A 25,284-nucleotide genomic window follows, 5' to 3' on the forward strand; every position below is an offset into this window, starting at 1 on the left:
TCCTTCGGCGAGCCGTGGAACGGTGCGGTCAGGTCGTGGTGGCCTTCCAGAGCAAACTGGGGGACTCGCTCCTCGCCTTCGGGGCGGTCGCGGCGGTCACGGACGCCCTCGCCCTCAACGGCCGGACCGTTCCCCTCCGCACGGTGGGCCGGTACGGGCGGCTCTACCCGGTGACACCCTCGGCTCCTTGTCCATGGCGTTCCTCGTTCCGGTTGATCCTCGGTGACGAATCCGGTGTGGCACTGGCACAGCCCACCGGAGAAGACCACGTACTGATCTGCCGCCCGGAGAGAGCCCGCTGTTTCCACGACGGCCGACACGCCCACCCCTTCCTCCCCGCCCGCTACTACCTGGAGGTGGAGCGGCGCGTCGGTGCCCGTCTGCCCGGCGAGCCGCCGTTCCTGACGCCCCTGTCCCGGGACGGCGGAGCCCCGGCCGGGGGAGGGCTGACGGTCGCCGCCGTCATCGCCACCAGCCGCCCCGACCGCAAGGACTACGGAGCCGAGCGCTTCGCCGCCGCCGCTCGGATCATCGGTGAGCGAACCGGGCGCCGCGTACGGCTCCTTCTCATTCCCGGACGTGAGGAGAGGGCTCCCCGACCACTGGAAGCCGCTGATGGTTTCGAAGTGGAGTGGGCGGCGGACATCCCGTTGGAGGAGCTGGCCACACTGTTCGCCCGGTGCGACGTCGTCCTGGGCAACGACACCGGCCTCACCCACCTGGCCGCGCTCAGCTCGGCCAGAGCCGAGGTCGTCGGCCTGTACGGAAGGCATTCCCACAGCAAGTGGCGGACCGGATTGAGCCGCCACCATGCCCTGGCCACACCCTTCTCCGAGCACATGCACCGCCGGGACCTGTGTCCCGTGCGCGACAGCCTGGACGAAAGGGACGCGCCGCGGTCTCCGCTGTCCTCGATACCTCCGGCCACCGTGGCGGAAACCGCCGTCCTCGCCCTGGATCGAGGAACTCCGTGAACACTCCGGCGTTCTTCCCGCGGATCGGACGGCCGCTGAAGCACACCCGAAACCGGCTCTACCCGATCGACACCCCGAGGCGAAGCCTCATCGCCAAATGCATGCCCGACCACGGCGAGGCCCGCGCGGAGGCGGCAGGTCACCGGCTCCTGCGCGAGTGGTACCCGGTGCCCGCCCTGCACCACCACATCCGGCTCCCGGGACGCTCGGTCCTGGTGTACGACAGGCTGCCCGGCGGTCCTGACCGCGGGCTCCTCCTCGACCTGCTCAACACCCCCGATGACGGAGACCACGCCGCCCTGGAGGCCTACATGGGGGAGCTGACAGCCGCCTACGCAGGGGTTTTCGCGAAGACCGCCGAACTGACCCCACCGGAGGCCGTCGTCGGGAAGCTGTACCGGGACCGCGCCGCGCCGGGCGGACGGCTCGACCGCTACTACGCCGGACGTGACCTGCCGCTGACCGACACCGAGACCGGGCCGAAGGCGAGCGACCTGGCCCGGACGGGCCTGTACGTCAACGGACGCCACTACAGGCTCGACTGGGAGGGAACACGCACCTGGCTGCGCAACGCGTTCGACGCCCCCGTCTGGAGCGCGATCAGCCAGGGGGACCCGACCGACGTCAACCTCGCGGCGCCCCTGGCCTGGCTCGACTACGACACCGCCGGACGCAACGCCATCGCGGGAGAGATCGCCGATTTCAGCTTCCACACGGCCGTTCTCGGAGGCTGGCTGGTCCCCCTCCTCAACCCGGAGGCGTTCGTCCGGCACCCCGCCACCTTCGACCGCGTGCCCGCGAACACACCACGGATCAGCGCACGCCTGCGTGAGGGCGTACTCCACATCCGCTTCACCGACCGACTCTCCGCCACACGGCGGCTCGCTCTGGACCGCTATTGGGAACTGTTCGTCCGCCCGATCGCGGCCCGGTACTTTCCCGGGGAGTCCCTGGCCCAGGCCCTCCGCCCCTACTTGGCGATGCGCATCATCGGCGTCTTCGACCTCGCCCGTATGACCTTGGAACAGCGGTTGTACCTGCTGGCCAAACTCGCCCTGTGCGCGACTCCCGACTTCTCCCCGCAGCGCTTCTTCGACCTGGAGGAGTCCTCATGCCCTACTCCTTGAACGGCCGTCTGGCCCTGGTCACCGGAGCCACCGGCGGCATCGGCTCGGCCATTGTCCGCGCTCTCGTCGCCAACGGGGCCCGAGTCGCTCTGGCCCACTTCAACGACCCCCACGGCGCCGAGCACCTCGCTCAGGAGATCGCCGTCCGAGGGGGAGCAGCCGAAGCCTTCGACGCGGACCTGCGCTCGCCCGCCGCGCCGGCGGAGCTCTACGCGCGCGTCCATGACCGGATGGGGCCGCCGGACGTCATCGTCACGGCGGCCGGCGACTACCCCCGCACCCCGCATGCGGACCTCACGCAGGGGCGCTGGTCTGAGTGCCTTGCCCTCAACCTGACCGCCCACCACCTGCTCGCCCAGGCCGCTGCTCCAGGGATGATCTCCCAGGGGCACGGCCGTCTCATCGGCATCGGCAGTGTGCTCGCGGCCGCGGGCAGACACGACCTCGCCGACTACATCGCGGCCAAGGCCGGACTCGAAGGCCTCACCCGTGCCCTCGCGCGCGAATACGGTCAGCACGGGGTCACCGTGAACTGCGTGGCTCCAGGGTCCATCCGCGTACCCGCTGAAGAGCAGGTCGTTCCCGACCCCGAAGCCATGGAGAAGCGGCAACTGGCCCGGCAGTGCGTCCGCCGCCGCGGCCGACCGGAGGAGGTCGCCTCCGCCGTCGTCTTCCTCGCCAGCGAGGAGGCCGGATTCATCACCGGCCAGACCCTGCGAGTCGACGGAGGATGGGTCCTTGGCTGATATCCACTTCATCCGCCACGCCCACTACACCGGGCACAGGTCGGGGTACCACGCACCCGACGACGCCGAACCGTCCCCCGAGGGGCGTCGGACTGCGATCGCCGCGGCCGGGGCGCTGCCCGCGGTCGCCGGTATCGTGTCCAGCCCCTTGCCGCGTGCACTACAGACGGCCGGGCTTCTCGCCGAACACTCCGGAACGCCCTTGCTGGACGTGCTCCCCGAACTCCGAGAGTGGCGCAGTCCGACCACGGTCCAAGGAATCTCTCCCGCCGACCTCCCCGAGGACTACGCCGCGTGGCGGGGGAGGCGTGCTCTCGATCCGACCAGCCGTTACGGGGACGGAGAATCAGAACGCGAGCTGACCGAGCGGGCCGAGAGAGCCGCTGAGCGTCTCAACGCCCTCGCCTCCGAATACGGACCCGTCCTCGTCGTCTCCCACAAGATGCTCCTGCGCGCTCTGGACCGTTCCGAGGTCTCGGTGTTCGACCCGAACCACTGGGATGAGTGGAGTTTCCTGGAACTCCGCACAGCCGAGGAGATGGAGATCTGGTCCGGTCACCGGAGGAGGACTACATGGCGGACGACGTACGCACCATCACCCAGGAGCAGCGGCGGCACGCGGAATTGATCTGGGAGTACCACCGCATGCACCACCGGGTGCGGCGGTGCGATGCGGCGATCGCCTTGGGCTGCAACGACATCGGTGTCGCCTCCTACGCCGCCGAGCTCTACCTTGCCGGGTACTTTCCCACCCTGGTGTTCACCGGAGCCAACAGCCCCGAGACCGCGGAGATCTTCCCGTGCGGGGAGGCGGTGCACTTCCTCGAGCGGGCACTCGAACTCGGGGTCCCCGACACCGCGGTGCTGGTGGAGCCGGAGGCGGCGAACACCGGGCAGAACATCGCCCGATCACCCCGCCCGATCACCCCGCCCCCGACGGGGCGGTGCCGCTCGCGGCGGCACCGCCCCGGGGACCGGACGCGGCCTCAGCCCCGGGTACACACGGCGACCGCACCCACCTCGAAGATCACTTCGTCAGGAGCTCCAACCGCGACTGCACCCCGATCCCCGGGAGCGGACCACCTGTCGAGGGATCCGCGATCACGGCCGATGGCGGAAACCGATGCGCATCAGTCGGCTGTCGGCCCAGTCTTCGAGCCGGGTCGGCCGGATGGTGCCGGGGTCGTGGGGCTGGTTGAGATCCGCGACGATCTCCGCCAGCACGGTCCGGCGTTCCGCCGGGTCGGTGACGGGCGTGGCCCAGGCGGGCAGATCCGCCCGGACCCCGTTCTTGAGGTGGAAGGTGAAGGCGGGGTCGGCGAGAAGGTTCGCATACCAGTCGGTGGCGGCCCCGCCGGCGCCGCTGCACAGGTAGGTGGCGCCCGCCGCCCGGTAGAAGAAGATCTCGATGCGGCGTGCCCGGCCGGTGCGGCGTCCCAGCGTCGTGATGTCGACGATCCGTTCCGCGGTGCCTGCGGCGGGGGTGATCTCGATGGCTCGCCGGATGTGTTCGGGCAGGTGGGCCAAGGACGCGTCCTGTGCGGGGCCGTTCGACCCTGTCGTCTCCGGAGCGCTCATGCGGCGTCGGCCTGAAGGGCGGGGCCGAGGAGGAGCCCACCGTCGATGACGTACTCCGACCCGGTGATGAACGACGCGTCCGATGACGCGAGGAACAGGAGGAGCCGGGTGACGTCGGTCGGCTCCCCGAGTCGGGGGATGGCGAACGGCTCGGGTGAGTAGAAGTCGGCGATCGCCGCGGTGGCGCCGACTGCCGGTTCTTGGATGAAGGGGGTCGCGATCACGCCGGGGTGGATGGTGTTCACACGGATGCGGTCTCGGCCGAGCTCGAGCGCCGCCGTTCGGGTGAGGCCTCGCACGGCCCACTTGCCGGCGACGTACGGCGCGTAGTGCACCGTGCCGCCCAGGCCCATGGTCGAGCCGATGTTGACGATGACTCCCCCTGCTGCGCGGCGCAGAGCGGGGGCGGTGGCCTTGATGCCGAGGAAGGTCCCGGTGAGGTTGATGTCGAGGATGCGCGACCACGTGGCCCGGTCCGTCTTTTCGATCGGTGCCGGCGGGTTCTGGACGCCCGCGTTGTTGACGAGCACGTTCAGGGCGCCGAAGGCGCTCTCGGCGGCCAGCACCGCGGCGGACCACGAGTTCTCGTCGGTGACGTCGAGGTGGGTGAAGCGGGCGCGGGGCCCGAGCCGGTCGGCGAGGGCGGCGCCGCGTTCTGCGTCGATGTCGCCGATCACCACGTTCGCTCCCTCTGCGTGGAAGGCGCGTACGTGGCTCGATCCCTGGCCACCGGTCCCGCCGGTCACGAGCACGGTCTGGTCGTCGAAGCGGTGCATCGGATGTTCCTTCGGTACGCGGGTGACCGGCCGGGGTCATCGGTGATGAACGACGGCCGGTGGTGAGCCCATCGACTCACCACTGTCCGACACTAGATCGGAGCCAGAGGTGAGTCAAGCCACTCGCCTCGTATAATCGATCCATGAGCAGAGCCGTGACGACGTACCATCAGCGCATCGCCCAGGAGAAGCGCGCGCTGATCCTGACGGCCGCGACCGCACTGTTCCTCGAACTGGGCTACGACCGGACGTCGCTGGCGCGGATCGCGGAACGCTCGGGCGTTTCGCGGGCCACCCTGTTCAAGCAGTTCCCGAGCAAGGCGGCCCTGTTCGACGCCATGGTCACCGAGTCCTGGTCGATCGCCGAGGAGGAGGACCCCCCGCCGGCAGGCGACATCGTCGCCGGGCTCGGCGTCATCGGCCACCGCTACGCCGAGCTGTTGGGCCGCGCCCGGATGACCGACCTGTTCCGAATCGTCATCGCCGAGCTGCCGCGATTCCCCGAACTCGCCAATGCGCAGTTCTCGCACGGGAAGATGCCCTACTTCGAGTCCGTGCGCGGCTACCTGCTGGCCGAGCACGAGGCGGGAACGGTGCGGGTCGATGACGTGGACCTCGCAGCGACCCAGTTCCTGGGCATGATCTCCAACTACGTCTTCTGGCCGACACTCCTGGTGCCGGGCTGGGAGGTGAGCGCCGAACGCGCCGCTCAGGTGGTCGAGGAGGCCGTCCGCACCACCGCCGCCCGGTACGCCGTGACCGGAGCAGAGCCGGCGGCCAGCGGCTGAGTCCCACCGCCACAAGGGGCCGCTGCCCGAGCAGGCGAGGCCGTCGACCCCAAGGACGTTCGCGGGGTGCCCCCGGAACGGACACCGAAGGAGAAGGAAGGGGAGCGCCGATGTGTCGCCCCGACCTGCCGGCCGCAGTGTGGCGGTCTCCGAAGGGATCCGGGTGCCGGCGCTCACCTGGCACAGGCGATCATCCCGACCTTCGACCGGCGAGTCGGTACCGCTCGCAGCGGTGCCGCCTCACCGCCCTGCGGGGAGGGGCGGAAAACCGCCGGTCACCGGGGTGCGCCCCGTATTCACCCACCCCGGATGTGCGTTCCCGGCCGGAGCCTGACAGGCTTCCACCACCGTGCGCCCGGGTGGGAAGCGCAGCCCCACCGGCCAACGACACCCACCCGGCGCACGCCGTCCCGGGCGCCCGGCGGGGCGGCGCGGCCGCCGCCCCGCCCCGCGGACCGGGCGCGGTCTCAACTCCGGGGGCGCACGGCGACCGCGTCCACCTCGAAGAGCATCCCCGGCAGCGCCAGCCCGGCCACGCCGAGCAGCGTCTGCGTGGGCGGGCGGTCGCCCCAGGTCCGCGCGATGCGCGCGGTGAGCACGCCCAGGCGGTCGAGGTCGAGCCCCACCACGTAGGTGCCGAGCCGCACCACGTCGCGCGGCGCGACCCCGGCGGCCTCCAGGGCGGTCTCCAGGTTCGCGAAGGACCGCTCCACCTGCTCGGCGAAACCGTCGGAGGCGACCCCTCCCTCCGCGTCGGAGGCGTACTGCCCCGCGACGAACACGAACTCCTCCGTACGCGCCAGGTGGCTGTAGCCGAAACCGGTCGGGTCGTGCAGGGCGGCGGGGTTGAGGACGGTGTGGCCCATGGTTCTCTTCTCTCTCGTTCGTCTCTTACAGTTCGTCGTCGTTCTCGTCGGCGGGTCGGTCGCACGGCGGCGCCGCGCGGGGGAGCGGGAAGGCCACCAGGACCAGTGCCGCCACCAGCAGCGCTCCCGCCAGCAGGAGCGCCCCGTTCGGCCCCGCCGCGTCCAGCGCCAGCCCGCCGCCCAGCGCCCCCAGGGCGATCGCGGCGTTGAAGGCCGCCACGAACAGCGAGGTCGCGCCCTCGGCCCGCTCCGGCGCGGCCCGCAGCATCCAGGTCTGGAGGCCGACCGACACGCCCCCGTAGGCCAGTCCCCACAGGCCGACCGCGAGCGCCCCCGTCCACGGTCCGCCGACCGCCGAGAGCAGGAGCACGGTCAGCGCGAGCGCCCCGGCGACGCCTCCCAGCACCCCGCGGACGCTCCGGCCGACCAGCACCCCCGCCAGGAGGTTCCCGGCCAGCCCCGCCGTCCCGAACAGCAGCAGCGTCCAGCCGACCGCCGCGGCGTCCATCCCCGCCTGTCCGTGCAGCAGCGGGCGGACGAACGTGTAGGCCGTGAAGTGCCCGGCCACCAGAAGCAGCGTCAGCACCACCCCGATCCGCACCCCGCCACCCCGGAGCAGGCCGCCCAGGTCGGCCGGCCGCAGCGACCGCTCGACGGGCAGCGGGGGCACGAGGGCGAGCACCCCCGCCAGGGCCACGAGCCCCAGCAGCCCGGCCGCCCCGAACAGCGGCCGCCACCCGTACGCCTCGGCCAGCAGCGTCCCCAGCGGCACCCCGACCACCGAGGCGGCCGAGACCCCGCTGAAGACCACCGCCGTGGCCGCGCCCACCCGGCGGGCCGGGACCAGCCGCGGCGCCAGCCCTCCGGCGACGGCCCAGAACCCGCCGATCGCCGCGCCGATCGCGACCCGCGCGGCCAGTACGGCGGCCAGGTCCTGCCCCACAGCGGTGACCAGGTTCCCCGCGGCCAGTAGGGCCAGCAGCCCGGCCAGGACGAGCCGCCGGTCGATCCGGCCCGCGATGGTCGCGGTGAGCGGCGCGGCCGCCGCCGCGACGACGCCCGGCACGGTGACCGCCAGTCCCGCCCGGGCCTCCTCCACTCCCAGGTCCGCGGCCATCGGGGTGAGCAGCCCGACGGGCAGCAGCTCGGTCGTCATCAGCGCGAAGATGCCCAGGGCCACGGCCGCCACGGCGGACCACCCCCGGGCCCCGCCCAGAGCCGTCCGGGTGGCGGACGCGGCGGCCCCGGCCTCCGGTGCGGCGGCCCGCCGGCTCATCGCGGCCTCCGGTCAAAGAGTTCCCGGATATTTGATATCGATAATTGGTGCACGGTGAGTCCTCCGTCGTGAGGGGGTGGTGGGGGCCGCTCGGGGCTAGCGGAGCGCCTCGCGGGTGGCCGGAGCCGCCGCCGGGTCCCGCTGTTCGACGGTGCGGCGGATGTCGGCGATGGTCTGCCCGGCCAGTTCCGCGCGCCAGGCGAGCTCCGCCCTGCGCATGGCCTGGGAGACCGTGCAGGTCCGCCGGTAGTCGACGTCCGGTCGGCCGCCCGGCCCGTCCTTGAGGATCTGGCGGCAGCGGAACGCGTCCTCGGGGCCCTCGATCGCGGTGACGACGTCCAGCAGCGTGATGTCGCCCGGATCGCGGGCGAGCCGGAAGCCGCCGCGCGGCCCCGTCGTGGAGATGAGGACGCCCGCCCGGGCCAGCGCCTGGAGGTGCTTGGCCAGGTAGGCCGTGGGCAGGGCGAAGACCTCCGCCAGCCGTGCGGCGGGGACCGCCTCACCCGGGTCGGTCCAGGAGAGGTTGACGCAGGTGTGCAGCGCCCACTCGACTCCCTCACTCATCTTCATGATCCCGGATGTTATATGTCCTGAATAGGTCGTGGCAACACCCGGGCCCCGGAGGCGGCACCCGCTCCTCGTGCCCGGCGGGCGCCCGCCGCCCCGCGCCGGCACCCGCCGTCCGCCGCCCCGTACAGGCGGACGGCCCCGCCCCCACCCGCCGCGGCCACTCTCGCCGCGCGGGTGGGGACGGGGCGGCCACGGGCCCGCAGGGTCCCTCGGACACCCGGGGCCCGGGCCGCTCGGGCCCCGAGCGGCCCGGGCCCCCAGGCCCCTCAGGCCCCTCAGGCCCCTCGAGCCTCGCAGACCCCTCAGAGCCCCCAGACCCCCGGGACTACTCCTTGGGCCGGTTGTCGATGATCCGGCGGAACTTGCCCACCGACCGCTCGATCTGCTCCGGGTCCACCACGTCCACCGTCACGCTCACCCCGACCCGGTCCTTCACGGTCGCGGTGATCTCCCGGGCCAGCGCCGCGCGCCGGTCGGCCGCGCAGTCCGGCGCCGCCTCGATCCGCACCGCCATGCGGTCCAGGCGGCCCTCCTTGGTGAGCACCAGCTGGAAGTGCGGCGCCAGCCCGTCCAGGCCCAGCACGATCTCCTCGATCTGGGTCGGGAACACGTTCACCCCGCGCAGGATGATCATGTCGTCGCTGCGCCCCGTCACCTTGTCCATCCGCCGCATCGGCCGGGCGGTGCCCGGGCGCAGCGTGGTCAGGTCGCGGGTGCGGTACCGGATGACCGGCATGGCCTGCTTGGTGAGCGAGGTGAACACCAGCTCGCCGTTCTCGCCGTCGGGCAGCACGTCCTGCGTGACGGGGTCGAGCACCTCCGGGTAGAAGTGGTCCTCCCAGATGTGCAGCCCGTCCTTGGTTTCCACGCACTCGTTGGCCACGCCCGGCCCCATGACCTCCGACAGCCCGTAGATGTCCACGGCGTGGATGTCGAACCGCTCCTCGATCTCCGAGCGCATCTTCTCGGTCCACGGCTCGGCGCCGAAGATGCCGATCCTCAGGGACGTGCTGCGCGGGTCGATGCCCTGGCGCTCGAACTCGTCCATGAGCGTCAGCATGTAGCTCGGGGTGACCATGATGATCTCGGGCCGGAAGTCCTGGATCAGCTGCACCTGCTTGGCGGTCTGCCCGCCCGAGGCCGGGATCACCGTGCAGCCGAGCTTCTCGGCGCCGTAGTGCGCGCCCAGGCCGCCCGTGAACAGCCCGTACCCGTACGAGACGTGCACCTTGTGCCCCGGGCGCCCGCCCGCGGCGCGGATGGAGCGGGCCACCACGGTCGCCCAGGTGTCGATGTCCTCGCGGGTGTAGCCCACCACGGTCGGCTTGCCGGTGGTGCCGCTGGAGGCGTGGACGCGGGCCACCTTCTCCTGCGGGACGGCGAACATGCCGAACGGGTAGTTGTCCCGCAGGTCGGCCTTGGTGGTGTGCGGGAAGTGCCGTAGGTCGGACAGCTCCCGCAGGTCCGCGGGGGTCACGCCCGCCTCGTCGAACTTCTTCCGGTACAGCGGCACGTTGGTGTAGGCGTGCTCCAGGGTCCACTTGAGCCGTTCGAGCTGGAGCGCCCGCAGCTCGTCGACACTCATGCGCTCGGCCGGGTCCAGGATCTCGGGGGAGGGGGCTTCTCCGAGACGCGGGGTGGTACCGGTGACACCGGTCGACCGCCGGATGGTGTCGTGGCTCGCCATATGAGACTCTCCGTGTGCGAGTGCGCGGTGGGCCGCCGGGCCGGAGCCCGGGAGGGTGGTGCGACGAGTGCGCCGCGCGTTCGAGGTGGGTGCCGGCCCGCTACGGGGCGGGCCGACTTGCTTACTGACCGAACGTTCGGTTACTAATGCATTAAGTCAGTCTCCGAGACCTGTGTCAAGGAGACCTGTCGATCAGTTCACTGTCGACGGTGGCGCAGGCCACCGTCAACCTTCATGGGAGGCCGTTCGTGAGCGACGTCTATGTGGTCGACGGGGTCCGCACCCCGCAGGGTCGGTACGGCGGCGCCCTCGCCGCGGTCCGCCCCGACGATCTGGCCGCCACGGCCATCGCCGAGGCGGTCCGCCGCGCCGGCGTCCCCGGGGACGCGATCGACGAGGTGATCCTGGGCGCCGCCAACCAGGCCGGCGAGGACAACCGCAACGTCGCCCGCATGGCCGCCCTGCTGGCCGGGCTGGACCCGAGCGTCCCCGGCTACACCGTCAACCGCCTGTGCGCCAGCGGCCTGACCGCCGTCTCCTCCGCCGCCCAGGCCATCCGCGCGGGCGAGGCCGACGTGGTCGTCGCCGGAGGCGTGGAGTCCATGACCCGCGCCCCCTGGGTGATGGCCAAGCCCGGCACCCCCTGGGCCAAGCCCGGCGAGGTCGCCGACACCTCCCTGGGGTGGCGCTTCACCAACCCGCGCTTCGCCGCCCACGACGCCGACGCCCCCGCCGACGCGGCCCCCGGCGACCTGCGCTACACCCTGTCCATGGGCGAGACCGCCGAGGAGGTCGCCGTCCTGGAGGGCATCACCCGCGAGGAGTCCGACGCCTTCGCCCTGGGCAGCCACCGCAAGGCGGTCGCCGCCGCCGCGGCGGGCCGGTTCGACCGGGAGATCGTCCCCGTCACGGTCACCGGCCGCAAGGGCGCCACCCACGAGGTCACCGCCGACGAGGGCCCCCGCCCCGACACCGACGAGGCCACCCTCGCCAAGCTGCGCCCGGTGTTCCGCAAGGGCGGCATCGTCACCGCGGGCAACTCCTCCTCCCTGTCCGACGGCGCCTCCGCCCTCGTGCTGGCCTCCGCCGCCGCCGTCGAGCGCCACGGCCTCACCCCGCGCGCCCGCGTGGTGGCCTCCGCCTCGGCCGGGGTCCCCCCGCAGATCATGGGCCTGGGCCCGGTGCCCGCCACACAGAAGGCGCTGGCCCGCGCGGGCTGGACCCTGGACCAGGTCGGCTCGGTCGAGCTCAACGAGGCCTTCGCCGCCCAGTCCCTCGGTGTCATCCGGCAGCTCAAGCTGGACGCCGAACGCGTCAACGCCGACGGCGGCGCCATCGCCCTGGGCCACCCGCTGGGCAGCTCCGGCGCCCGCATCCTGGTCACCCTCCTCAACCGCATGGAGCGCGAGGGCACCGACCGGGGCCTGGCCACCCTGTGCGTGGGCGTGGGCCAGGGCGCCGCGCTCCTGGTCGAGCGGGTCTGAGGGGGCACGTCATGACCGAAGCGGACAAGACCGACTTCGAGACCCTGCGGGTGGAGTGGCGCGAGGACCGGGCCGTGGTGGAGCTGCACCGGCCCCAGGCGCGCAACGCCATCAACGCGGCGATGATCGCCGAGCTGCACGAGGTGTGCGCCCGCGTCGAGGCCGACCCGCGCCCGCTGCTGCTCACCGGGCACGGCACCGTGTTCGCGGGCGGCGCCGACATCTCCGAGCTGCGCGAACGCGGCCGCGAGCAGGCACTGGCCGGGATCAACAGCCGCCTGTTCGAGCGCCTGCACCGCCTGCCGGCCCCCACCGTGGCGGCCGTGGACGGCTGGGCGCTGGGCGGCGGCGCGGAGCTGTCCTACGCCTGCGACATCCGCATCGCCACCCCCACCGCCGTGTTCGCCCAGCCCGAGCCGGGCCTGGGCATCATCGCCGGGGCGGGCGCCTGCTGGCGGCTCAGGGAGCTGGTGGGCGCGTCGGTGGCCAAGCAGGTGCTGCTGGGCGGGTTCCGCCTGGACGCCGAGGCGGCGCTGCGGCACGGCCTGGTCGCCGAGATCGTGCCCGCCGAGGAGCTGCGCGAGCGCGCCCACGCCCTCATCGACCGCATGGCCGCCTCCTCGGCCCTGGCACTGCGCATGACCAAGATGGTGCTGGACGCCGACGGGCCCCACCCGCTGGCCGACGACCTGACCCAGGCGGTGCTGTTCGAGACCGCCGACAAGCACGACCGGATGACCCGGTTCCTGGAGAGGAAGAAGCGTTGACCTCCGGCAGCACCGCAACCCCGGACACCGCCGTCCCCGCCCTGGTCGCCGTCATCGGCGGCGGCACCATGGGAGCCGGGATCGTCCAGCAGTTCCTCACCGCGGGCGCCTCGGTGACCCTGGTCGAGGCCACCGCCGAGGCCGCCGGGGCGGGCCGCGACCGGGTCGCCTCCGGCCTGGCCGCCTCCGCCGCGCGCGGCAAGCTGGACGGGGAGCCCGACGCGTACCTGGCCCGGCTGTCCACCGCCACCGACGCCGCCGACATCCCCGCAGGGACCGGCCTGGTGGTCGAGGCCGTGCCCGAGAGGCCCGAGCTGAAGATCGCCGTCCTCACCGCCGCCGAGGCCGCCGTGGGGGAGGAGGCCGTGCTGGCCTCCAACACCAGCTCCCTGTCGGTCACCGAGCTGGCCGCCGCCCTGAAGCACCCGCGCCGGTTCCTGGGCACCCACTTCTTCAACCCGGTGCCCGCCTCCAAGCTGGTGGAGATCGTCACCGCCCCCGACACCGACCCGGCGGTCACCGCCGCGGTGCGCGGCTGGGTGGCCGCCCTGGGCAAGACCGAGATCGTCGTCCGCGACGCCCCCGGGTTCGCCACCAGCCGCCTGGGCGTCATGCTCGGCCTGGAGGCCATCCGCATGGTCGAGGAGGAGGTCGCCTCCCCGGCCGACATCGACACCGCCATGGAGCTGGGCTACCGCCACCCGATGGGCCCGCTCAGGCTCACCGACCTGGTCGGCCTGGACGTGCGCCTGGCCATCGCCGAGTACCTCGCCGCCGAGTTGGGCGACCGCTTCTCCCCGCCGGAGCTGCTGCGGCGTATGGTCGCGGAGGGGAAGCTCGGCAAGAAGACCGGACAGGGCTTCCACACCTGGAACAAGGGAGAGTAGGGCGTTGAGCGAACAGAGGGCGGCGGAGTTCTCCGAATCCGACGGGCTGGCCGTGGTGCGGCTGAACCGGCCCGCGCTGACCCGGGAGGTGAAGGAGGAGCTGCTGGCCGCGCTGAGCGGGGCCGCCGCCTCCACCACCGCCCGCGCGGTGCTGCTGCTGGGGTCGGACAAGGCGTTCTGCGTGGGCCAGGACCTGGCCGAGCACGCGCGCACCCTCCAGGAGGGTGCCGGCGGGGCCCTGAACACCGTCCGCGAGCACTACAACCCGATCGTGCTGGCCCTGGAGTCGATCCAGGTGCCGGTGGTGGTGGGCATCGGCGGCGCCTGCGTGGGCGCCGGGATGGGCTTCGCCCTGGCCGGGGACGTGCGGGTGGCGGCCCGCCGGGCCAAGTTCGGCACCGCGTTCACCGGCATCGGCCTGGCCTCCGACTCGGGCCTCGCCTCCCGGCTGGTGGCCTCGCTGGGGCAGGCGCGGGCCATGGAGCTCATGCTGCTGGGCACCCTGTTCGGCGCGGACCGGGCGCTGGAGCTGGGCCTGGTCACCGAGGTCGTCGACGACGACGCCTGGGAGAAGCGCGCCCGCGAGCTGGCCGCGACCCTGGCGGCCGGCCCGACCGCGGCGTTCGTCGCCGCCAAGCGCGAGGTGCGCTCCGCGGCCGAGGGCGGGCGCCCGCTGGCCGAGCTGCTGGAGGAGGAGGCCGACCTCCAGCAGCAGCTCGGGGAGACCGCCGACCACGCCGGGGCCGTCGACGCCTTCGTGAACAAGCGCACGCCGACCTTCACCGGCCGCTGACCCGCGGCCGGCCGGCGGCCCGCACCGCCGGTCGGCCCCGTGGGTCCCTGTGGTCCCACCGGTTCCTGTGACCGCGTGGGCTCCGGCGGCCCCGCTGGTCTCTGTGGCCGCGTGGGTCCTGGTGGCCCCTGCGGCCCTACTGGTTCCTCTGGCCGCGTGGCCCCGGCGGCCTGGGGTCCCGGTGACCATGCCGGTCCTCGCGGTCGCGTCGGCCCCGGTGGCGCAGGCCACCGGGGCCCGCTCGGTGTCCCGCCGACCGGCCCGTCCGGGGCAGGACCCGCCCGCGTCCGGACTTGACCCGCGCGGCCGGATGCGTGGATACTAATTACTGACCGAACGTTCGGTTATGAATGGGGATGGATCAATGACCGTGACGCAGGAGGCGCCCCCCGGCGCCGACGACGCGCTCCAGGCGGACTTCGACGCGAAGATCGCCGCGGACCAGCGCATCGAGCCGCGCGACTGGATGCCCGAGGCCTACCGCAGGACCCTCGTGCGCCAGGTCTCCCAGCACGCCCACTCGGAGATCATCGGCATGCAGCCGGAGGGCGACTGGATCGCCTCCGCGCCCAGCCTGCGCCGCAAGGCCATCCTCCTGGCCAAGGTCCAGGACGAGGCGGGCCACGGCCTGTACCTGTACGCCGCCGCCGAGACCCTCGGCGTCGACCGCGCCGACCTCACCACGCGCCTCATCGAGGGCCGCCAGAAGTACTCCTCGATCTTCAACTACCCCTCGACGACCTTCGCCGACGTCGGCGTCATCGGCTGGCTGGTGGACGGCGCCGCGATCTGCAACCAGGTGCCCCTGTGCCGCAGCTCCTTCGGCCCCTACGCCCGGGCCATGGTGCGCATCTGCAAGGAGGAGTCCTTCCACCAGCGGCAGGGCTACGAGCTGCTCATGCGCATGATGGAGGGCACCGAGGGCCAGCGCCGGATGGTCCAGGACGCCGTCGACCGCTGGTGGTGGCCGTCCCTGATGATGTTCGGCCCGCCCGACGCCGACTCGCCCAACACCGCGCAGTCCATGGCCTGGCGGATCAAGCGCGACACCAACGACGACCTGCGCCAGAAGTTCGTCGACATGACCGTCCCCCAGGCGGAGAAGCTGGGCGTCACCCTGCCCGACCCCGAGCTGGCCTGGAACGCCGACCGCGGCCACTACGACTTCGGCGAGCCCGACTGGGTCGAGTTCAAGCAGGTCGTCTCCGGCGCCGGCCCCAAGAACGCCGAGCGCATCGCCCGCCGCCGGGCCGCCCACGAGAAGGGCGGCTGGGTCCGCGAGGCCGCCACCGCCTACGCCGCCAAGCAGGCGGCCAGGGCACGCAACACCGAGAACCTCCAGGAGGCCACGGCATGAGCAACGACACCACCGCGACCTCCGGCGCCGCCCGCCCGGAATGGCCGCTGTACGAGGTCTTCGTCCGCGGCAAGCGCGGCCTCAACCACGTCCACGTCGGATCGCTGCACGCCCCCGACGACACCATGGCGCTGCACAACGCCCGCAACCTGTACACCCGCCGCAACGAGGGCGTCAGCATCTGGGTGGTCCGCGCCGAGGACATCACCGCGTCCAGCCCCGACGAGAAGGACCCCTTCTTCGCGCCCAGCGGAGACAAGGTCTACCGCCACCCGACCTTCTACCCCATCCCCGAGGACGTCCCGCACATCTAGGCGGCGACCCGGGACGACGAGGCTTCGAGGAACAGAACACATGAGTGGCGACAACATTTTCACCGGCCTGGTCGAAGAGCACCAGGGCGACGCCCGCTGGGCCTTCGGCACCGGCTTCACCGACGCCCTCGCGGGCGTCGACACCACCCTCCCCGCGGGGGTGGACGGCGCCGACCTGGCCCTGTACTGCCAGATGCTCGGCGACGACGCGCTGGTCCAGGCCCAGCGGCTGATCCACTGGGTGACCGACGCGCCCGAGCTGGAGGAGGAGGTGGCGCTGGCCAACATCGCCCTGGACCTGCTCGGCCAGGCGCGCCTGCTGCTGGCCCGCGCCGGCCAGGCCGACGGCACCGGCCGCGACGAGGACGCCTTCGCCTACCGCCGCGCCCCGCACGAGTTCCGCAACGTGCACCTGGCCGAGGCGCCCCGCGGCGACTTCGCCCGCGCCGTCGTCACCCTGCTCGTGCTCTCCAGCCACCGGCTGGCCCTGTTCACCCGGCTGGCCGACAGCGCCGACCCGGTGGTCGCCGCCATCGCGGCCAAGGGGGTCAACGAGCTGGCCTACCACCGCGAGTACGCGGTGTCCTGGGCACTGCGCCTGGGCGACGGCACCGACTACTCGCACGAGCGCCTGGCCGAGGCCGTCGCCGACGTGTGGCCGCTCACCGGCGAGCTGTTCGCCGCCCACCCCGTCGAGACCCGCCTGGCGGGCCTGAACGCGGCCGTGGACCCCGTCACCGTCCGCGACGAGGTCCACGCCGTCCTGACCTCGGTCCTCACCGAGGCCACCCTGCCCGCCCCCGGCCCCTTCCCCGAGGCCGCGGTGGCCGGGCGCGAGGGCCGCCACACCGCCGAGCTCGCCCCCCTGCTGGACGAGCTCCAGAAGGTGGCCCGCGAGCACCCGGAGGCGACGTGGTGACCGCCGCACCGGTCCGGGACGTCGAGCGCGCCCGCGCCGCGGCCGCCGCCGTCACCGACCCCGAACTGCCCATGCTCACCCTCGCCGACCTGGGCATCCTGCGCCGGGTCGAGATCGACGGGGAGGGCACCGTACAGGTGTGGATCACCCCCACCTACTCCGGCTGCCCGGCCCTGGCCGAGATGCGGGTGGACGTGGACCGGGCGGTGCGCGCCGCCGGGTTCGGGGCCGTCGAGGTGCGCACCGAGCTGTCCCCGGCCTGGACCACCGACTGGATCACCGACGAGGGGCGGCGCAAGCTCGCCGAGCACGGCATCTCCCCGCCGGGGGCCGCCCCCCGACGGGCCGCCGGGCCCGTCCCGCTGACCCTGCTGCCCACCCGGACCGCCCCGCGCTGCCCGCTGTGCCGGTCGGCCGACACCGAGGAGCTGTCCCGGTTCGGGGCGACCTCCTGCAAGTCGCTGCACCGCTGCCGGTCCTGCCTCGAACCGTTCGAGCACGTCAAGGAGATCTGACCGTGACCACACCCGTCACCGACGCCCCCGCGGCCCCGCGCCGCGGGTCGGTGTTCCACCGGCTGCGCGTGGCCGCCGTCGAGAAGCTGTGCGACGACGCCGTCGCCGTGAGCTTCGACGTGCCCGACCACCTGGCCGAGGAGTTCGCGTTCGCCCCGGGGCAGTCGCTGACGCTGCGCCGGGAGGTCGACGGGGTGGAGGAGCGGCGCAGCTACTCCATCTGCGCGCCCGCGGGCGACGCGCCCCGGGTGGGAGTGCGCCTGGTCGCGGGCGGGCTGTTCTCCACCTGGCTGGTGGAGGAGGTGCGCCCCGGCGACGAGGTCGAGGTGGGCGTGCCCACCGGCCGGTTCTGCCCGGACCTGTCCACCGCCGCCAGGCACGTGATGATCGCCGCCGGGTCGGGCATCACCCCGATGCTGTCGATGGCCGCGTCGCTGCTGCGCCGCACCGGCTCCCACGTCACCCTGCTGTACGGCAACCGGCGCAGCGACACGGTGATGTTCGCCGACGAGCTGGCCGACCTCAAGGACGCGTTCGGGCACCGCTTCGAGCTGGTGCACGTGCTGTCCCGCGAGCCGCGCGAGGCCGAGCTGTTCACCGGCCGCCTGGACGGCGCCAAGCTGGAGGCGCTGCTGGACACCATCGTCGCGGCCGACGCCGCCGACCACTGGTGGCTGTGCGGCCCCTTCGGGATGGTCACCGACGCCCGCCGGGTGCTGGCCGAGCGGGGGGTGTCCGCCGAGCGGGTCCACCAGGAGCTGTTCTTCGTCGAGGGCGCCGAGCCGCCGCCCCAGGCCCGCCACGAGGACCCGGAGGTGGAGGGGCCGGCCAGCGAGGTCACCGTCATCCTCGACGGGCGCACCACCACGCTGACCCTGCCGCGCGGGGTGCCGGTGCTGGACGCCGCCCAGCGGTACCGGCCCGACCTGCCCTTCGCCTGCAAGGGCGGCGTGTGCGGCACCTGCCGGGTCAAGGTCTGCGACGGCGAGGTGCGCATGCTGCGCAACTACGCCCTGGACGAGGCCGAGGTGGCGGCCGGGTACGCGCTGTCCTGCCAGGCGCTGCCCGAGACCGACGCCGTGACCGTGGACTTCGACTCGTGAGCGGGGAGGGCGCGGTGCGCAACGGGGCCGCCTGGGAGATGTTCGAGGCCGACCGGGCCTCCAAGAACCTGGGGATGCGCCTGGTGCGCGCCGACCTGGGGATCGCGGTGGTGGAGATGACCGTGGGGCCGCTCATGGTCAACGGGCACGGGATCGCCCACGGCGGGTTCGTGTTCACGCTGGCCGACACGGCGTTCGCGTGCGCCTGCAACGTGGACGGGCGCGGGGTCACCGTGGCCTCGGGCGCCGACGTCACGTTCGTGGCCCCGGCCCACGAGGGCGACCTGCTGGTGGCCACGGCCGAGGAGCGGACGGTGTTCGGGCGCAGCGGCGTCTACGACGTCACCGTGCGCCGCGGCGAGGAGGTCGTCGCCGAGTTCCGCGGCCGCAGCCGCACCCTGCCCGCCAGGGGCTGACACACCCGTCGGGGCCGCCCGGGGACTTCCCGGGCGGCCCCGACGGGTGGACCCGGAAGGATCAGGGCCTGCCGTACCCGGACGCCACGGGACGGAGCCGGGCGCGGCCCGCGCGCACGGCTCCGTCCGGTAGGGCCGTCTCAGCGTTCGACGACGTGGCGCTCGTTGGGGACGCAGTGGGTCATGGTCAGGCCGGAGACGTCGCGGGGGCCGTTGGAGCCGAGTTTCGACAGGCGCCGGAGGTCCTCCTCCGTGAGGCTCTGGCTCTCCAGCGGCGCCAGGTGGGACACGTCCTCGGGGCTGATGCCCAGCCTCTTGCCCACGCGCAGCCCCAGGTCGTCCTCCACCAGCAGGAAGTGCCACACCATGCGCTCCTGGACGGCCCGGTCGCACTGGGAGAGCAGCGTCGAGAAGTTGTGCACGAGGTCGTCGCGCTCCCACTGCTCCATCAGCAGGTAGCGCTGCCCGGCCTGCCGGTAGTCGTTGGTGCGCGCGATGCGCTTGCGGGTGACCCGGCCCCGGATCTCCGGGCCCTGCTCGTCGTGCGTGGGGTACTTCCCCTCGCGCAGGCCGCCGGTGATGGACGGCTCGTAGTTGACGTGCGGGTTCTCCCCGCCCGTGTCCTGCTCGTAGGTCATCAGGCCGTCGCGCTGGTTGGTGCGCACGTTCGCGTTCTTGGCCCGGTTCACCGGCAGCTGCAGGTAGTTGGGGCCCACCCGGTAGCGCTGGGTGTCGCTGTAGGAGAAGGTGCGGCCGACCAGCATCTTGTCGTCGGAGAAGTCCAGGCCGTCCACCAGCACACCGGTGCCGAAGGAGATCTGCTCGTTCTCGGCGAAGTTGTTCGACACGTTGCGGTCGAGCACGATCCGCCCCACCGGCTTGGGCGGGAAGTCCTGCTCCGGCCAGGTCTTGGTGTCGTCCAGGGGGTCGAAGTCGAGCTCGGGGTGCTCATCGTCGCTCATCATCTGCACGAGCAGCTCCCACTCCGGGTGGTCGCCCCGGTCGATGGCCTCGTGCAGGTCCTTGGTCGCGTGCCCGGTCTCGGTCGCCTGGATGTTCGCGGCGTCGGCCTCGGTCATGCTGCGCACGCCCTGCTTGGGCATCCAGGTGTACTTGACCAGGACGGTCTCACCCGCGGCGTTGACCCACTTGTAGGTGTTGACGCCGAAGCCCTGCTGGTGCCGGTAGTCCGCCGGGATGCCGCGCGGGCTGAACAGGTTGACCAGCATGTGCATGCACTCGGGGGTCTGGGACATGAAGTCGAAGATGCGGTTGGGCTCCTGCCGGAACGTCACCGGGTCCGGCTTGAGCGCGTGGATGACGTCGGGGAACTTGATGGCGTCGCGGATGAAGAACACCGCGAGGTTGTTGCCCACCAGGTCCCAGTTGCCGTCCTCGGTGTAGAACTTGACCGCGAACCCGCGCGGGTCGCGGGCGCACTCGGAGGAGTCCCGTCCGCCGATGACCGTGGAGAAGCGCAGGGCGATGTCGGTGCGCTTGCCCTTGCCCTGGAAGAGCTTGGCGCGCGTGTACCGCTCGATCGGCTCGTCGCCCCAGGCCCCGTAGGACTCGAAGTAGCCGAAGGCCGTGGCGCCCCGGGCGTGCACCACCCGCTCGGGGATGCGTTCCCGGTCGAAGTGGCTGATCTTCTCCAGGAACTGGTAGTTCTCCAGGGTAGCGGGCCCCCGCTCGCCGACCGTCCTCTGGTTCTGGTTGTCGTAGACGGGGTGCCCCTGGCGGTTGGTGAGCACCTCCCGGTCGTCTCCCGGCTGCGGTCCCCGGCTGGATACGTCCGTCATGCGAGTGGTCCCCCGACGCTCGTCGTGATCCGTTCCCCCGCCCACACTGCCCCGTGGCGGCCGACGGACACCCTCGAGCCACGGGAAAGTGGCAGATTTTTACCGGTCCCGCCCCCGGCCCCGGCCCTTCGGCCGCCGGGTGGCCCGGAGGTGTCGGCGCGGGGGAGCGCCGGAGCAGAAGCCGGTGAGGGCCCGGGCGGGCGGGGCATCGGCGCGGGCACGGCGCTCGGGGGCGCCGGCACGGGGCGGCGCGTTCGGAGAAGGGGTCCGGACATGGGGGTGCCCGGGGGCGCCGTCGGGTGGGGACGGCGCGCTCCCGGGCACAGGCCGGGCCCATGTCCCCCAACATGGGCCCAGCGGGTGCGGCCGGGATGCACGGGATGCGGTCCGGCCGCTGGGAAGGCGAACGCGGCGGTCGGGTACGTGCCGGAAACCCCCATTGCCGGCACGAGCGCTCACGTTCGCACATGGTCTCGTTGTCACGCTCCGGACCCGTGGGGCGGGTTCCGTCCGCGTTCACCTGAGAGAACGTGCCATGGCGGCCGGATGTTCCCGGCTAGCACGATTCCTGAAAGATGTCCAGGTCACATTCGCGGATGTCGCCTCCGCGACCACGCGCGGTAATGTCGGGGGCGCGCCCGCGCCGGGCGCGCACGGCTGTCGACGGGAGGGCGCGTCCACCATGGCCGACCGGAGCATCGGCGTCGTCGGCGCCGGGATCGTCGGGCTCGCCACGGCCCGTGAACTGGTCCTGCGCCGTCCGGGGACCCGTGTCGTGGTCTTCGAGAAGGAGGACCGGGTGGCCGTGCACCAGACCGGGCACAACTCCGGAGTGGTGCACGCGGGCATCTACTACGAGCCCGGCGGCCTCAAGGCCCGGCTGTGCACGCGCGGCCGGGACCTGCTCCGGGAGTACTGCGCGGAGCGGGGACTGCCGTACGAGGAGTGCGGCAAGCTCGTGGTCGCGCTCACGCCGCGGGAGGTGGACCGGCTGGACGCCCTGCACGCCCGGGCCGGCCGCAACGCCGTCCCGGGGCTGCGCCGCCTCGGGCCCGAGGGGATCCGCGAGATCGAGCCGCACGCCGCCGGCCTGGCCGCCCTGCACTCCCCGCGCACCGCCATCACCGACTACACCCGCATCGCCCGCGCCTTCGCCGAGGACATCGCCGCGGCCGGGGGCGAGGTCCGGTTCCGGGCCCCGGTCACCGCCGCCGTCCCCGCCGGGGACGGGGTGCGCGTCACCGCCGGGGGCGAGGACCTGCGCCTGGACGGGCTGGTCGTGTGCGCGGGCCTGCACGGCGACCGGGTGGCCCGGGCCGCCGGGGACGGGGACGGGCCCCGCATCGTGCCGTTCCGCGGGGAGTACATGCTGGTGCGCCCGGCCAAGGCGCACCTGGTGCGCGGCCTGGTGTACCCCGTGCCGGACCCCCGCTACCCCTTCCTGGGGGTGCACTTCACCCGCCGGGTCTCCGGGGAGGTCGAGGTCGGCCCGAACGCGGTCCTGGCGCTGGCCCGCGAGGGCTACCGCCACTCCGACATCCGCCTCGCCGACCTGCGGGACACCCTCGCCTGGCCGGGGTTCTGGGCCATGGGGCTGCGCCACTGGCGCACCGGGGCCGCGGAGGTGTACGGATCGTTCTCCAAACGCGCCTACATGCGGGCCGCCCGGCGGTACGTCCCCGACATCGGGCCGGCCGACGTCGTGCGCGGAGGCTCGGGTGTGCGCGCCCAGGCCCTGGACCGCGACGGCTCACTGGTGGACGACTTCCGCATCCACCGGGTCGGGCCGGTCACCGCCGTGCGCAACGCGCCCTCTCCCGCGGCCACGTCCTGCATGGCCATCGCCGAGCACATCGCCGACACCCTCGAAGGCGGCCCCGGGGGCTGAGGCGGAGAACACCCGGGCCGGGACGGGCGTCACACGGTGCGGAACCGGGAATCCCCCGGAGGCGACACCGATCAGGGAGGGCCCGATGAGCACCCCCACCACCCCCGAGCCGCCCGCCCCCGCCCCCACCGCCCCCCTGGGGCCGCCTCCGGGCCTTGCGCCCCTGGCCGCCGACGACCCCCGCGCCCTGGGGCCCTACCGCCTGGCCGGCCGTATCGGCGCGGGCGGCATGGGCGCCGTCTACGGGGGAGTGGGCCCCGACGGGCGGTGCGTCGCCGTCAAGACCGTGCACGCCCGCCACGCCCGCAGGCGCCGCTACCGGGAGGCGTTCGCGCGCGAGGTGGAGATGCTGGGCCGGGCCCGCGGCATCGGCACCGCCGCGCTGTACGCCGCAGACGTCGCCGCCCGGGTGCCCTGGCTGGCCTTCGAGTACATCCCCGGACGCGACCTGCGCGCCCACGTGCGTGCGTTCGGCCCGCTGGAGGGGGAGATGCTGCGGGCGTTCGCGGTCGGCACCGCCGAGGGCCTGGCCGGCCTGCACGCCGCCGGGATCGCCCACCGCGACATCAAGCCCGGGAACGTGGTGCTGTCTCCGACCGGCCCCAGGATCGTCGACTTCGGCATCGCCACCGAGATCGGCGCCGACCGGTCCACCGACCGCGCCGCCTCCTACGGCACCCCCGGCTGGGTGGCGCCCGAGCGCTATGCCGGGGCCGCCGCGGCCCCGGCCGCCGACGTGTTCGCCTGGGGCGGCCTGGTGGCGCTGGCCGCCACCGGCCGCGACCCGTTCGGCGGCGGGACCCCGCAGGAGCTGCGGGCCCGGGTCGAGGCCGGGGAGTACGACATCGACGGGGTCCCCGCCACCCTCCGGCCCCTGGTGGAGGCGGCGCTGTCGGTGGACCCGGCGGCGCGTCCGCGCGCCGTGCAGGTCATGCGCGCGCTGCTGCCCGAACCCGGTGAGTTCGGCCTGACCGACGCGAGCGGCCGGGTGCCCGCCGCCCGGACCCTGCGGGCGCTGCTGGACGCCCACTGGCGGGGCGTCGACGCCGCCGGGCACGACCCGCGGCTGTGGGCGGGCGCGGTCGGCCTCGCCTCGGCGGCCGGGCTGGCCGGCACCGCCCTGCTCTCCGGCGGCGGGACCGCGACGGCGGGCGGAGGCGCGGCCGCCACCGGCGGCACCGCTGCGGGCGGCACGGCGGCGGGCGCCGCCGGAACGGGCACGGCCGCCACGGGCACCGTCACGGGCGCGGCCACGGTCAAGGGCGGCGGTGTACTGGCCGCCGTGGCCGGGTCCAAGGCGGCGCTGGCCGGTGCGGGGGTCCTCCTCGCCGGGAGCCTGGCCGGCGGCGGCTACCTGGTCTACGAGCGGGTCGCCGACGACCCCGCCGAGGCGGTGCTCGCCGCCGCGCAGGTCCTGGAGACGGGGGAGGGCTTCACCGCCCGCGTCGAGCGCACGGCGGTCGGCGGGGGCGAGACGGTCGTGGAGGAGTACCTCTACTCGGCGGAGGAGCGGACCTTCCTCGTCCGGGGCGCCGCCATGGGAGAGGGGACCACCGCCGTGGCCGCCCACCGCGGCGGGCTGTACGTGTACGCCCCCTGGGAGGAGGAGTTCTCCGGTCATATCTGGCACGATTCGGCCGCCCCCGTGCCGGTCGACGCGAGCGTGACCGCCGATTCCCTCACCGGCCTGGCGGCCGCGCCGCTGCGCGCCCTGGCCGACTCGGGGGAGGCCACCCGGGACGGAGGGGGGACCGTGTACACGGGGCCGACCGTGCTCGGGGTCCTGGCCGGGGGCGTCCTCACCGAGGAGGAGGCGACCGCCCGGGTGGAGGTCGGCGCCGACGGCGCCCCGGTGCGGGCCGAGTACACCACCGGCTCCTGGGAGGTGCGGGTCGACTTCACCTCCACCGGGGAGGCGGTCGAGGTGGAGGACCCGCGGACCGCGTCCGCCGGGGACGGGGCCGGCTGGGCCGCGGTCCACGCGCCGGTGTGCGGGACCGTGACCGCGTTCGACCGGGAGTGGGACGTCCAGGCCAGCGGCTGGGAGGTGGACTGCGGCTACGCGATGGAGGTCGCGGAGGCGATGGCCGACCCCGGCACCACGCCGGAGGAGGCCTTCCCCGACCGGTTCGAGTACCTGGCCGGCTACAGCGGGAGCGGCGGCGGCACCTGGCTCGTCGACGGGGAGATGGCCTGTGCGATCTTCCGCCGCGACCTGGGCGGGACGATCGAGGGGCGTACCTGGTACCTGTCCCCCTGCCACTCGGCCTCCGCGGTCGCCGAGGACGGGCCCTTCACCACGGTGGAGTTCGGGCCGCGGACCCTGATCGACTACCACGAGCGGCCCTGACCGGCCCGGACGGGAAGAGGCCGGGGCCCGCCGCGCGGTGGCGGCGGACCCCGGACACAGGCCGGGCCCGTGTCCCCCAACACGGGCCCGGCGGGCGCGGCCAGAAGCACTGAGTGCGGTCCGGCCGCTGGGAAGGCGAACGTGGCGATGAATTCGTGTCGGAAACCCCCATTGCCGACACGACGCGCACGTTCGCGCATGGTCTGTGATGTGTGGTGCGGCGCCTTCGGGACCTCGGCGGCGGGTTGCGGGATCGGGGTCTGCGGGGCTTCGAGGTCCGGGGTTCGGGGCGCTTCACCTGTGA

Annotated in this window: 24 protein-coding genes and 1 pseudogene; 18 read left to right on the forward strand and 7 right to left on the reverse strand. The window is 73.4% G+C overall.

Going from position 1 to position 25,284, the window contains the following annotated elements:
- Positions 1-14: 14 nt before the first annotated feature.
- From K1J57_RS23015 to K1J57_RS33625, 5 genes and pseudogenes are all read left to right on the forward strand, one after another.
- Positions 15-974, forward strand: coding sequence for a glycosyltransferase family 9 protein (locus K1J57_RS23015; RefSeq protein WP_255646516.1), 960 nt, complete (start codon positions 15-17; stop codon positions 972-974).
- A complete protein-coding gene (locus K1J57_RS23020) occupies positions 971-2,101 on the forward strand; it encodes a hypothetical protein (protein ID WP_220560706.1) in 1,131 nt (376 codons plus the stop codon). Before K1J57_RS23015 ends, K1J57_RS23020 begins: the two co-directional genes overlap by 4 nt.
- Positions 2,086-2,847, forward strand: coding sequence for an SDR family NAD(P)-dependent oxidoreductase (locus K1J57_RS23025; RefSeq protein ID WP_220560707.1), 762 nt, complete (start codon positions 2,086-2,088; stop codon positions 2,845-2,847). The genes K1J57_RS23020 and K1J57_RS23025 overlap by 16 nt, the downstream gene beginning before the upstream one ends.
- Positions 2,840-3,475, forward strand: a complete 636-nt coding sequence (locus K1J57_RS23030; RefSeq protein ID WP_220560708.1) for a histidine phosphatase family protein — start codon at positions 2,840-2,842, stop codon at positions 3,473-3,475. The genes K1J57_RS23025 and K1J57_RS23030 overlap by 8 nt, the downstream gene beginning before the upstream one ends.
- Before the next feature lie 17 nt (positions 3,476-3,492).
- A pseudogene (locus K1J57_RS33625) lies at positions 3,493-3,699 on the forward strand (YdcF family protein); the annotation flags it as partial.
- A gap of 249 nt (positions 3,700-3,948) precedes the next feature.
- Here K1J57_RS33625 and K1J57_RS23040 read toward each other — a convergent pair.
- Both K1J57_RS23040 and K1J57_RS23045 read right to left on the reverse strand, forming a co-directional pair.
- Positions 3,949-4,374: a nitroreductase/quinone reductase family protein gene (locus K1J57_RS23040; protein WP_255646517.1), complete on the reverse strand. Its 426-nt coding sequence runs from the start codon at positions 4,372-4,374 to the stop codon at positions 3,949-3,951.
- A gap of 47 nt (positions 4,375-4,421) precedes the next feature.
- A complete protein-coding gene (locus K1J57_RS23045) occupies positions 4,422-5,201 on the reverse strand; it encodes an SDR family oxidoreductase (protein ID WP_220560710.1) in 780 nt (259 codons plus the stop codon).
- 143 nt (positions 5,202-5,344) lie between these two features.
- Here K1J57_RS23045 and K1J57_RS23050 point away from each other — a divergent pair, with 143 nt between their 5' ends.
- Positions 5,345-5,989 (forward strand): TetR/AcrR family transcriptional regulator, encoded by a 645-nt coding sequence (locus K1J57_RS23050; protein WP_255646518.1) that lies wholly within the window; start codon positions 5,345-5,347, stop codon positions 5,987-5,989.
- 467 nt (positions 5,990-6,456) lie between these two features.
- On the opposite strand, the gene K1J57_RS23055 is transcribed toward K1J57_RS23050, so the two are convergent.
- The 4 genes from K1J57_RS23055 to paaK form a co-directional block, all read right to left on the reverse strand.
- A complete protein-coding gene (locus tag K1J57_RS23055; RefSeq protein ID WP_220560711.1) occupies positions 6,457-6,855 on the reverse strand; it encodes a RidA family protein in 399 nt (132 codons plus the stop codon).
- A 25-nt stretch (positions 6,856-6,880) separates the two neighbouring features.
- Positions 6,881-8,131: an MFS transporter gene (locus K1J57_RS23060; RefSeq protein WP_255646519.1), complete on the reverse strand. Its 1,251-nt coding sequence runs from the start codon at positions 8,129-8,131 to the stop codon at positions 6,881-6,883.
- 96 nt (positions 8,132-8,227) lie between these two features.
- The gene (locus K1J57_RS23065) at positions 8,228-8,701 is read right to left on the reverse strand and encodes an Rrf2 family transcriptional regulator (protein ID WP_220560713.1); all 474 of its coding nucleotides are present in this window, start codon (positions 8,699-8,701) and stop codon (positions 8,228-8,230) included.
- Between the two features lie 325 nt (positions 8,702-9,026).
- The gene (gene paaK, locus K1J57_RS23070) at positions 9,027-10,388 is read right to left on the reverse strand and encodes a phenylacetate--CoA ligase PaaK (RefSeq protein WP_220560714.1); all 1,362 of its coding nucleotides are present in this window, start codon (positions 10,386-10,388) and stop codon (positions 9,027-9,029) included.
- Between the two features lie 248 nt (positions 10,389-10,636).
- Here paaK and K1J57_RS23075 point away from each other — a divergent pair, with 248 nt between their 5' ends.
- The 10 genes from K1J57_RS23075 (at position 10,637) to paaI (ending at position 18,943) form a co-directional block, all read left to right on the forward strand.
- Positions 10,637-11,872 (forward strand): acetyl-CoA C-acyltransferase, encoded by a 1,236-nt coding sequence (locus K1J57_RS23075; RefSeq protein WP_220560715.1) that lies wholly within the window; start codon positions 10,637-10,639, stop codon positions 11,870-11,872.
- 11 nt (positions 11,873-11,883) lie between these two features.
- Complete coding sequence (locus K1J57_RS23080) at positions 11,884-12,639, forward strand: enoyl-CoA hydratase/isomerase family protein (RefSeq protein ID WP_220560716.1); 756 nt, start codon at positions 11,884-11,886, stop codon at positions 12,637-12,639.
- A gap of 68 nt (positions 12,640-12,707) precedes the next feature.
- Complete coding sequence (locus K1J57_RS23085) at positions 12,708-13,526, forward strand: 3-hydroxyacyl-CoA dehydrogenase family protein (RefSeq protein ID WP_220565719.1); 819 nt, start codon at positions 12,708-12,710, stop codon at positions 13,524-13,526.
- Between the two features lie 4 nt (positions 13,527-13,530).
- The gene (locus K1J57_RS23090; protein WP_220560717.1) at positions 13,531-14,319 is read left to right on the forward strand and encodes an enoyl-CoA hydratase/isomerase family protein; all 789 of its coding nucleotides are present in this window, start codon (positions 13,531-13,533) and stop codon (positions 14,317-14,319) included.
- Between the two features lie 364 nt (positions 14,320-14,683).
- A complete protein-coding gene (gene paaA / locus K1J57_RS23095) occupies positions 14,684-15,676 on the forward strand; it encodes a 1,2-phenylacetyl-CoA epoxidase subunit PaaA (protein WP_220560718.1) in 993 nt (330 codons plus the stop codon).
- Complete coding sequence (paaB, locus tag K1J57_RS23100; protein WP_220560719.1) at positions 15,673-15,990, forward strand: 1,2-phenylacetyl-CoA epoxidase subunit PaaB; 318 nt, start codon at positions 15,673-15,675, stop codon at positions 15,988-15,990. Before paaA ends, paaB begins: the two co-directional genes overlap by 4 nt.
- 40 nt (positions 15,991-16,030) lie before the next feature.
- Positions 16,031-16,909 (forward strand): 1,2-phenylacetyl-CoA epoxidase subunit PaaC, encoded by an 879-nt coding sequence (paaC, locus tag K1J57_RS23105; RefSeq protein ID WP_220560720.1) that lies wholly within the window; start codon positions 16,031-16,033, stop codon positions 16,907-16,909.
- Positions 16,906-17,424, forward strand: a complete 519-nt coding sequence (paaD, locus tag K1J57_RS23110) for a 1,2-phenylacetyl-CoA epoxidase subunit PaaD (protein WP_255646520.1) — start codon at positions 16,906-16,908, stop codon at positions 17,422-17,424. The genes paaC and paaD overlap by 4 nt, the downstream gene beginning before the upstream one ends.
- 2 nt (positions 17,425-17,426) lie before the next feature.
- The gene (gene paaE / locus K1J57_RS23115; protein WP_220560722.1) at positions 17,427-18,527 is read left to right on the forward strand and encodes a 1,2-phenylacetyl-CoA epoxidase subunit PaaE; all 1,101 of its coding nucleotides are present in this window, start codon (positions 17,427-17,429) and stop codon (positions 18,525-18,527) included.
- A gap of 38 nt (positions 18,528-18,565) precedes the next feature.
- Entirely contained in the window at positions 18,566-18,943 is a 378-nt protein-coding gene (gene paaI / locus K1J57_RS23120) for a hydroxyphenylacetyl-CoA thioesterase PaaI (protein ID WP_220565721.1), read from the forward strand.
- A gap of 140 nt (positions 18,944-19,083) precedes the next feature.
- Here paaI and K1J57_RS23125 read toward each other — a convergent pair whose 3' ends face one another.
- Complete coding sequence (locus tag K1J57_RS23125) at positions 19,084-20,742, reverse strand: catalase (RefSeq protein WP_220560723.1); 1,659 nt, start codon at positions 20,740-20,742, stop codon at positions 19,084-19,086.
- Between the two features lie 682 nt (positions 20,743-21,424).
- Here K1J57_RS23125 and lhgO point away from each other — a divergent pair.
- Together lhgO and K1J57_RS23135 are read left to right on the forward strand one after the other, a co-directional pair.
- Positions 21,425-22,630: an L-2-hydroxyglutarate oxidase gene (lhgO, locus tag K1J57_RS23130; protein WP_220560724.1), complete on the forward strand. Its 1,206-nt coding sequence runs from the start codon at positions 21,425-21,427 to the stop codon at positions 22,628-22,630.
- Between the two features lie 85 nt (positions 22,631-22,715).
- Positions 22,716-24,980, forward strand: a complete 2,265-nt coding sequence (locus K1J57_RS23135; RefSeq protein WP_220560725.1) for a serine/threonine-protein kinase — start codon at positions 22,716-22,718, stop codon at positions 24,978-24,980.
- Positions 24,981-25,284: the final 304 nt, after the last annotated feature.

It is taken from the genome of Nocardiopsis sp. MT53 (genome assembly GCF_019598965.1).
GTDB classification, from domain to species: Bacteria; Actinomycetota; Actinomycetes; order Streptosporangiales; family Streptosporangiaceae; genus Nocardiopsis; species Nocardiopsis changdeensis.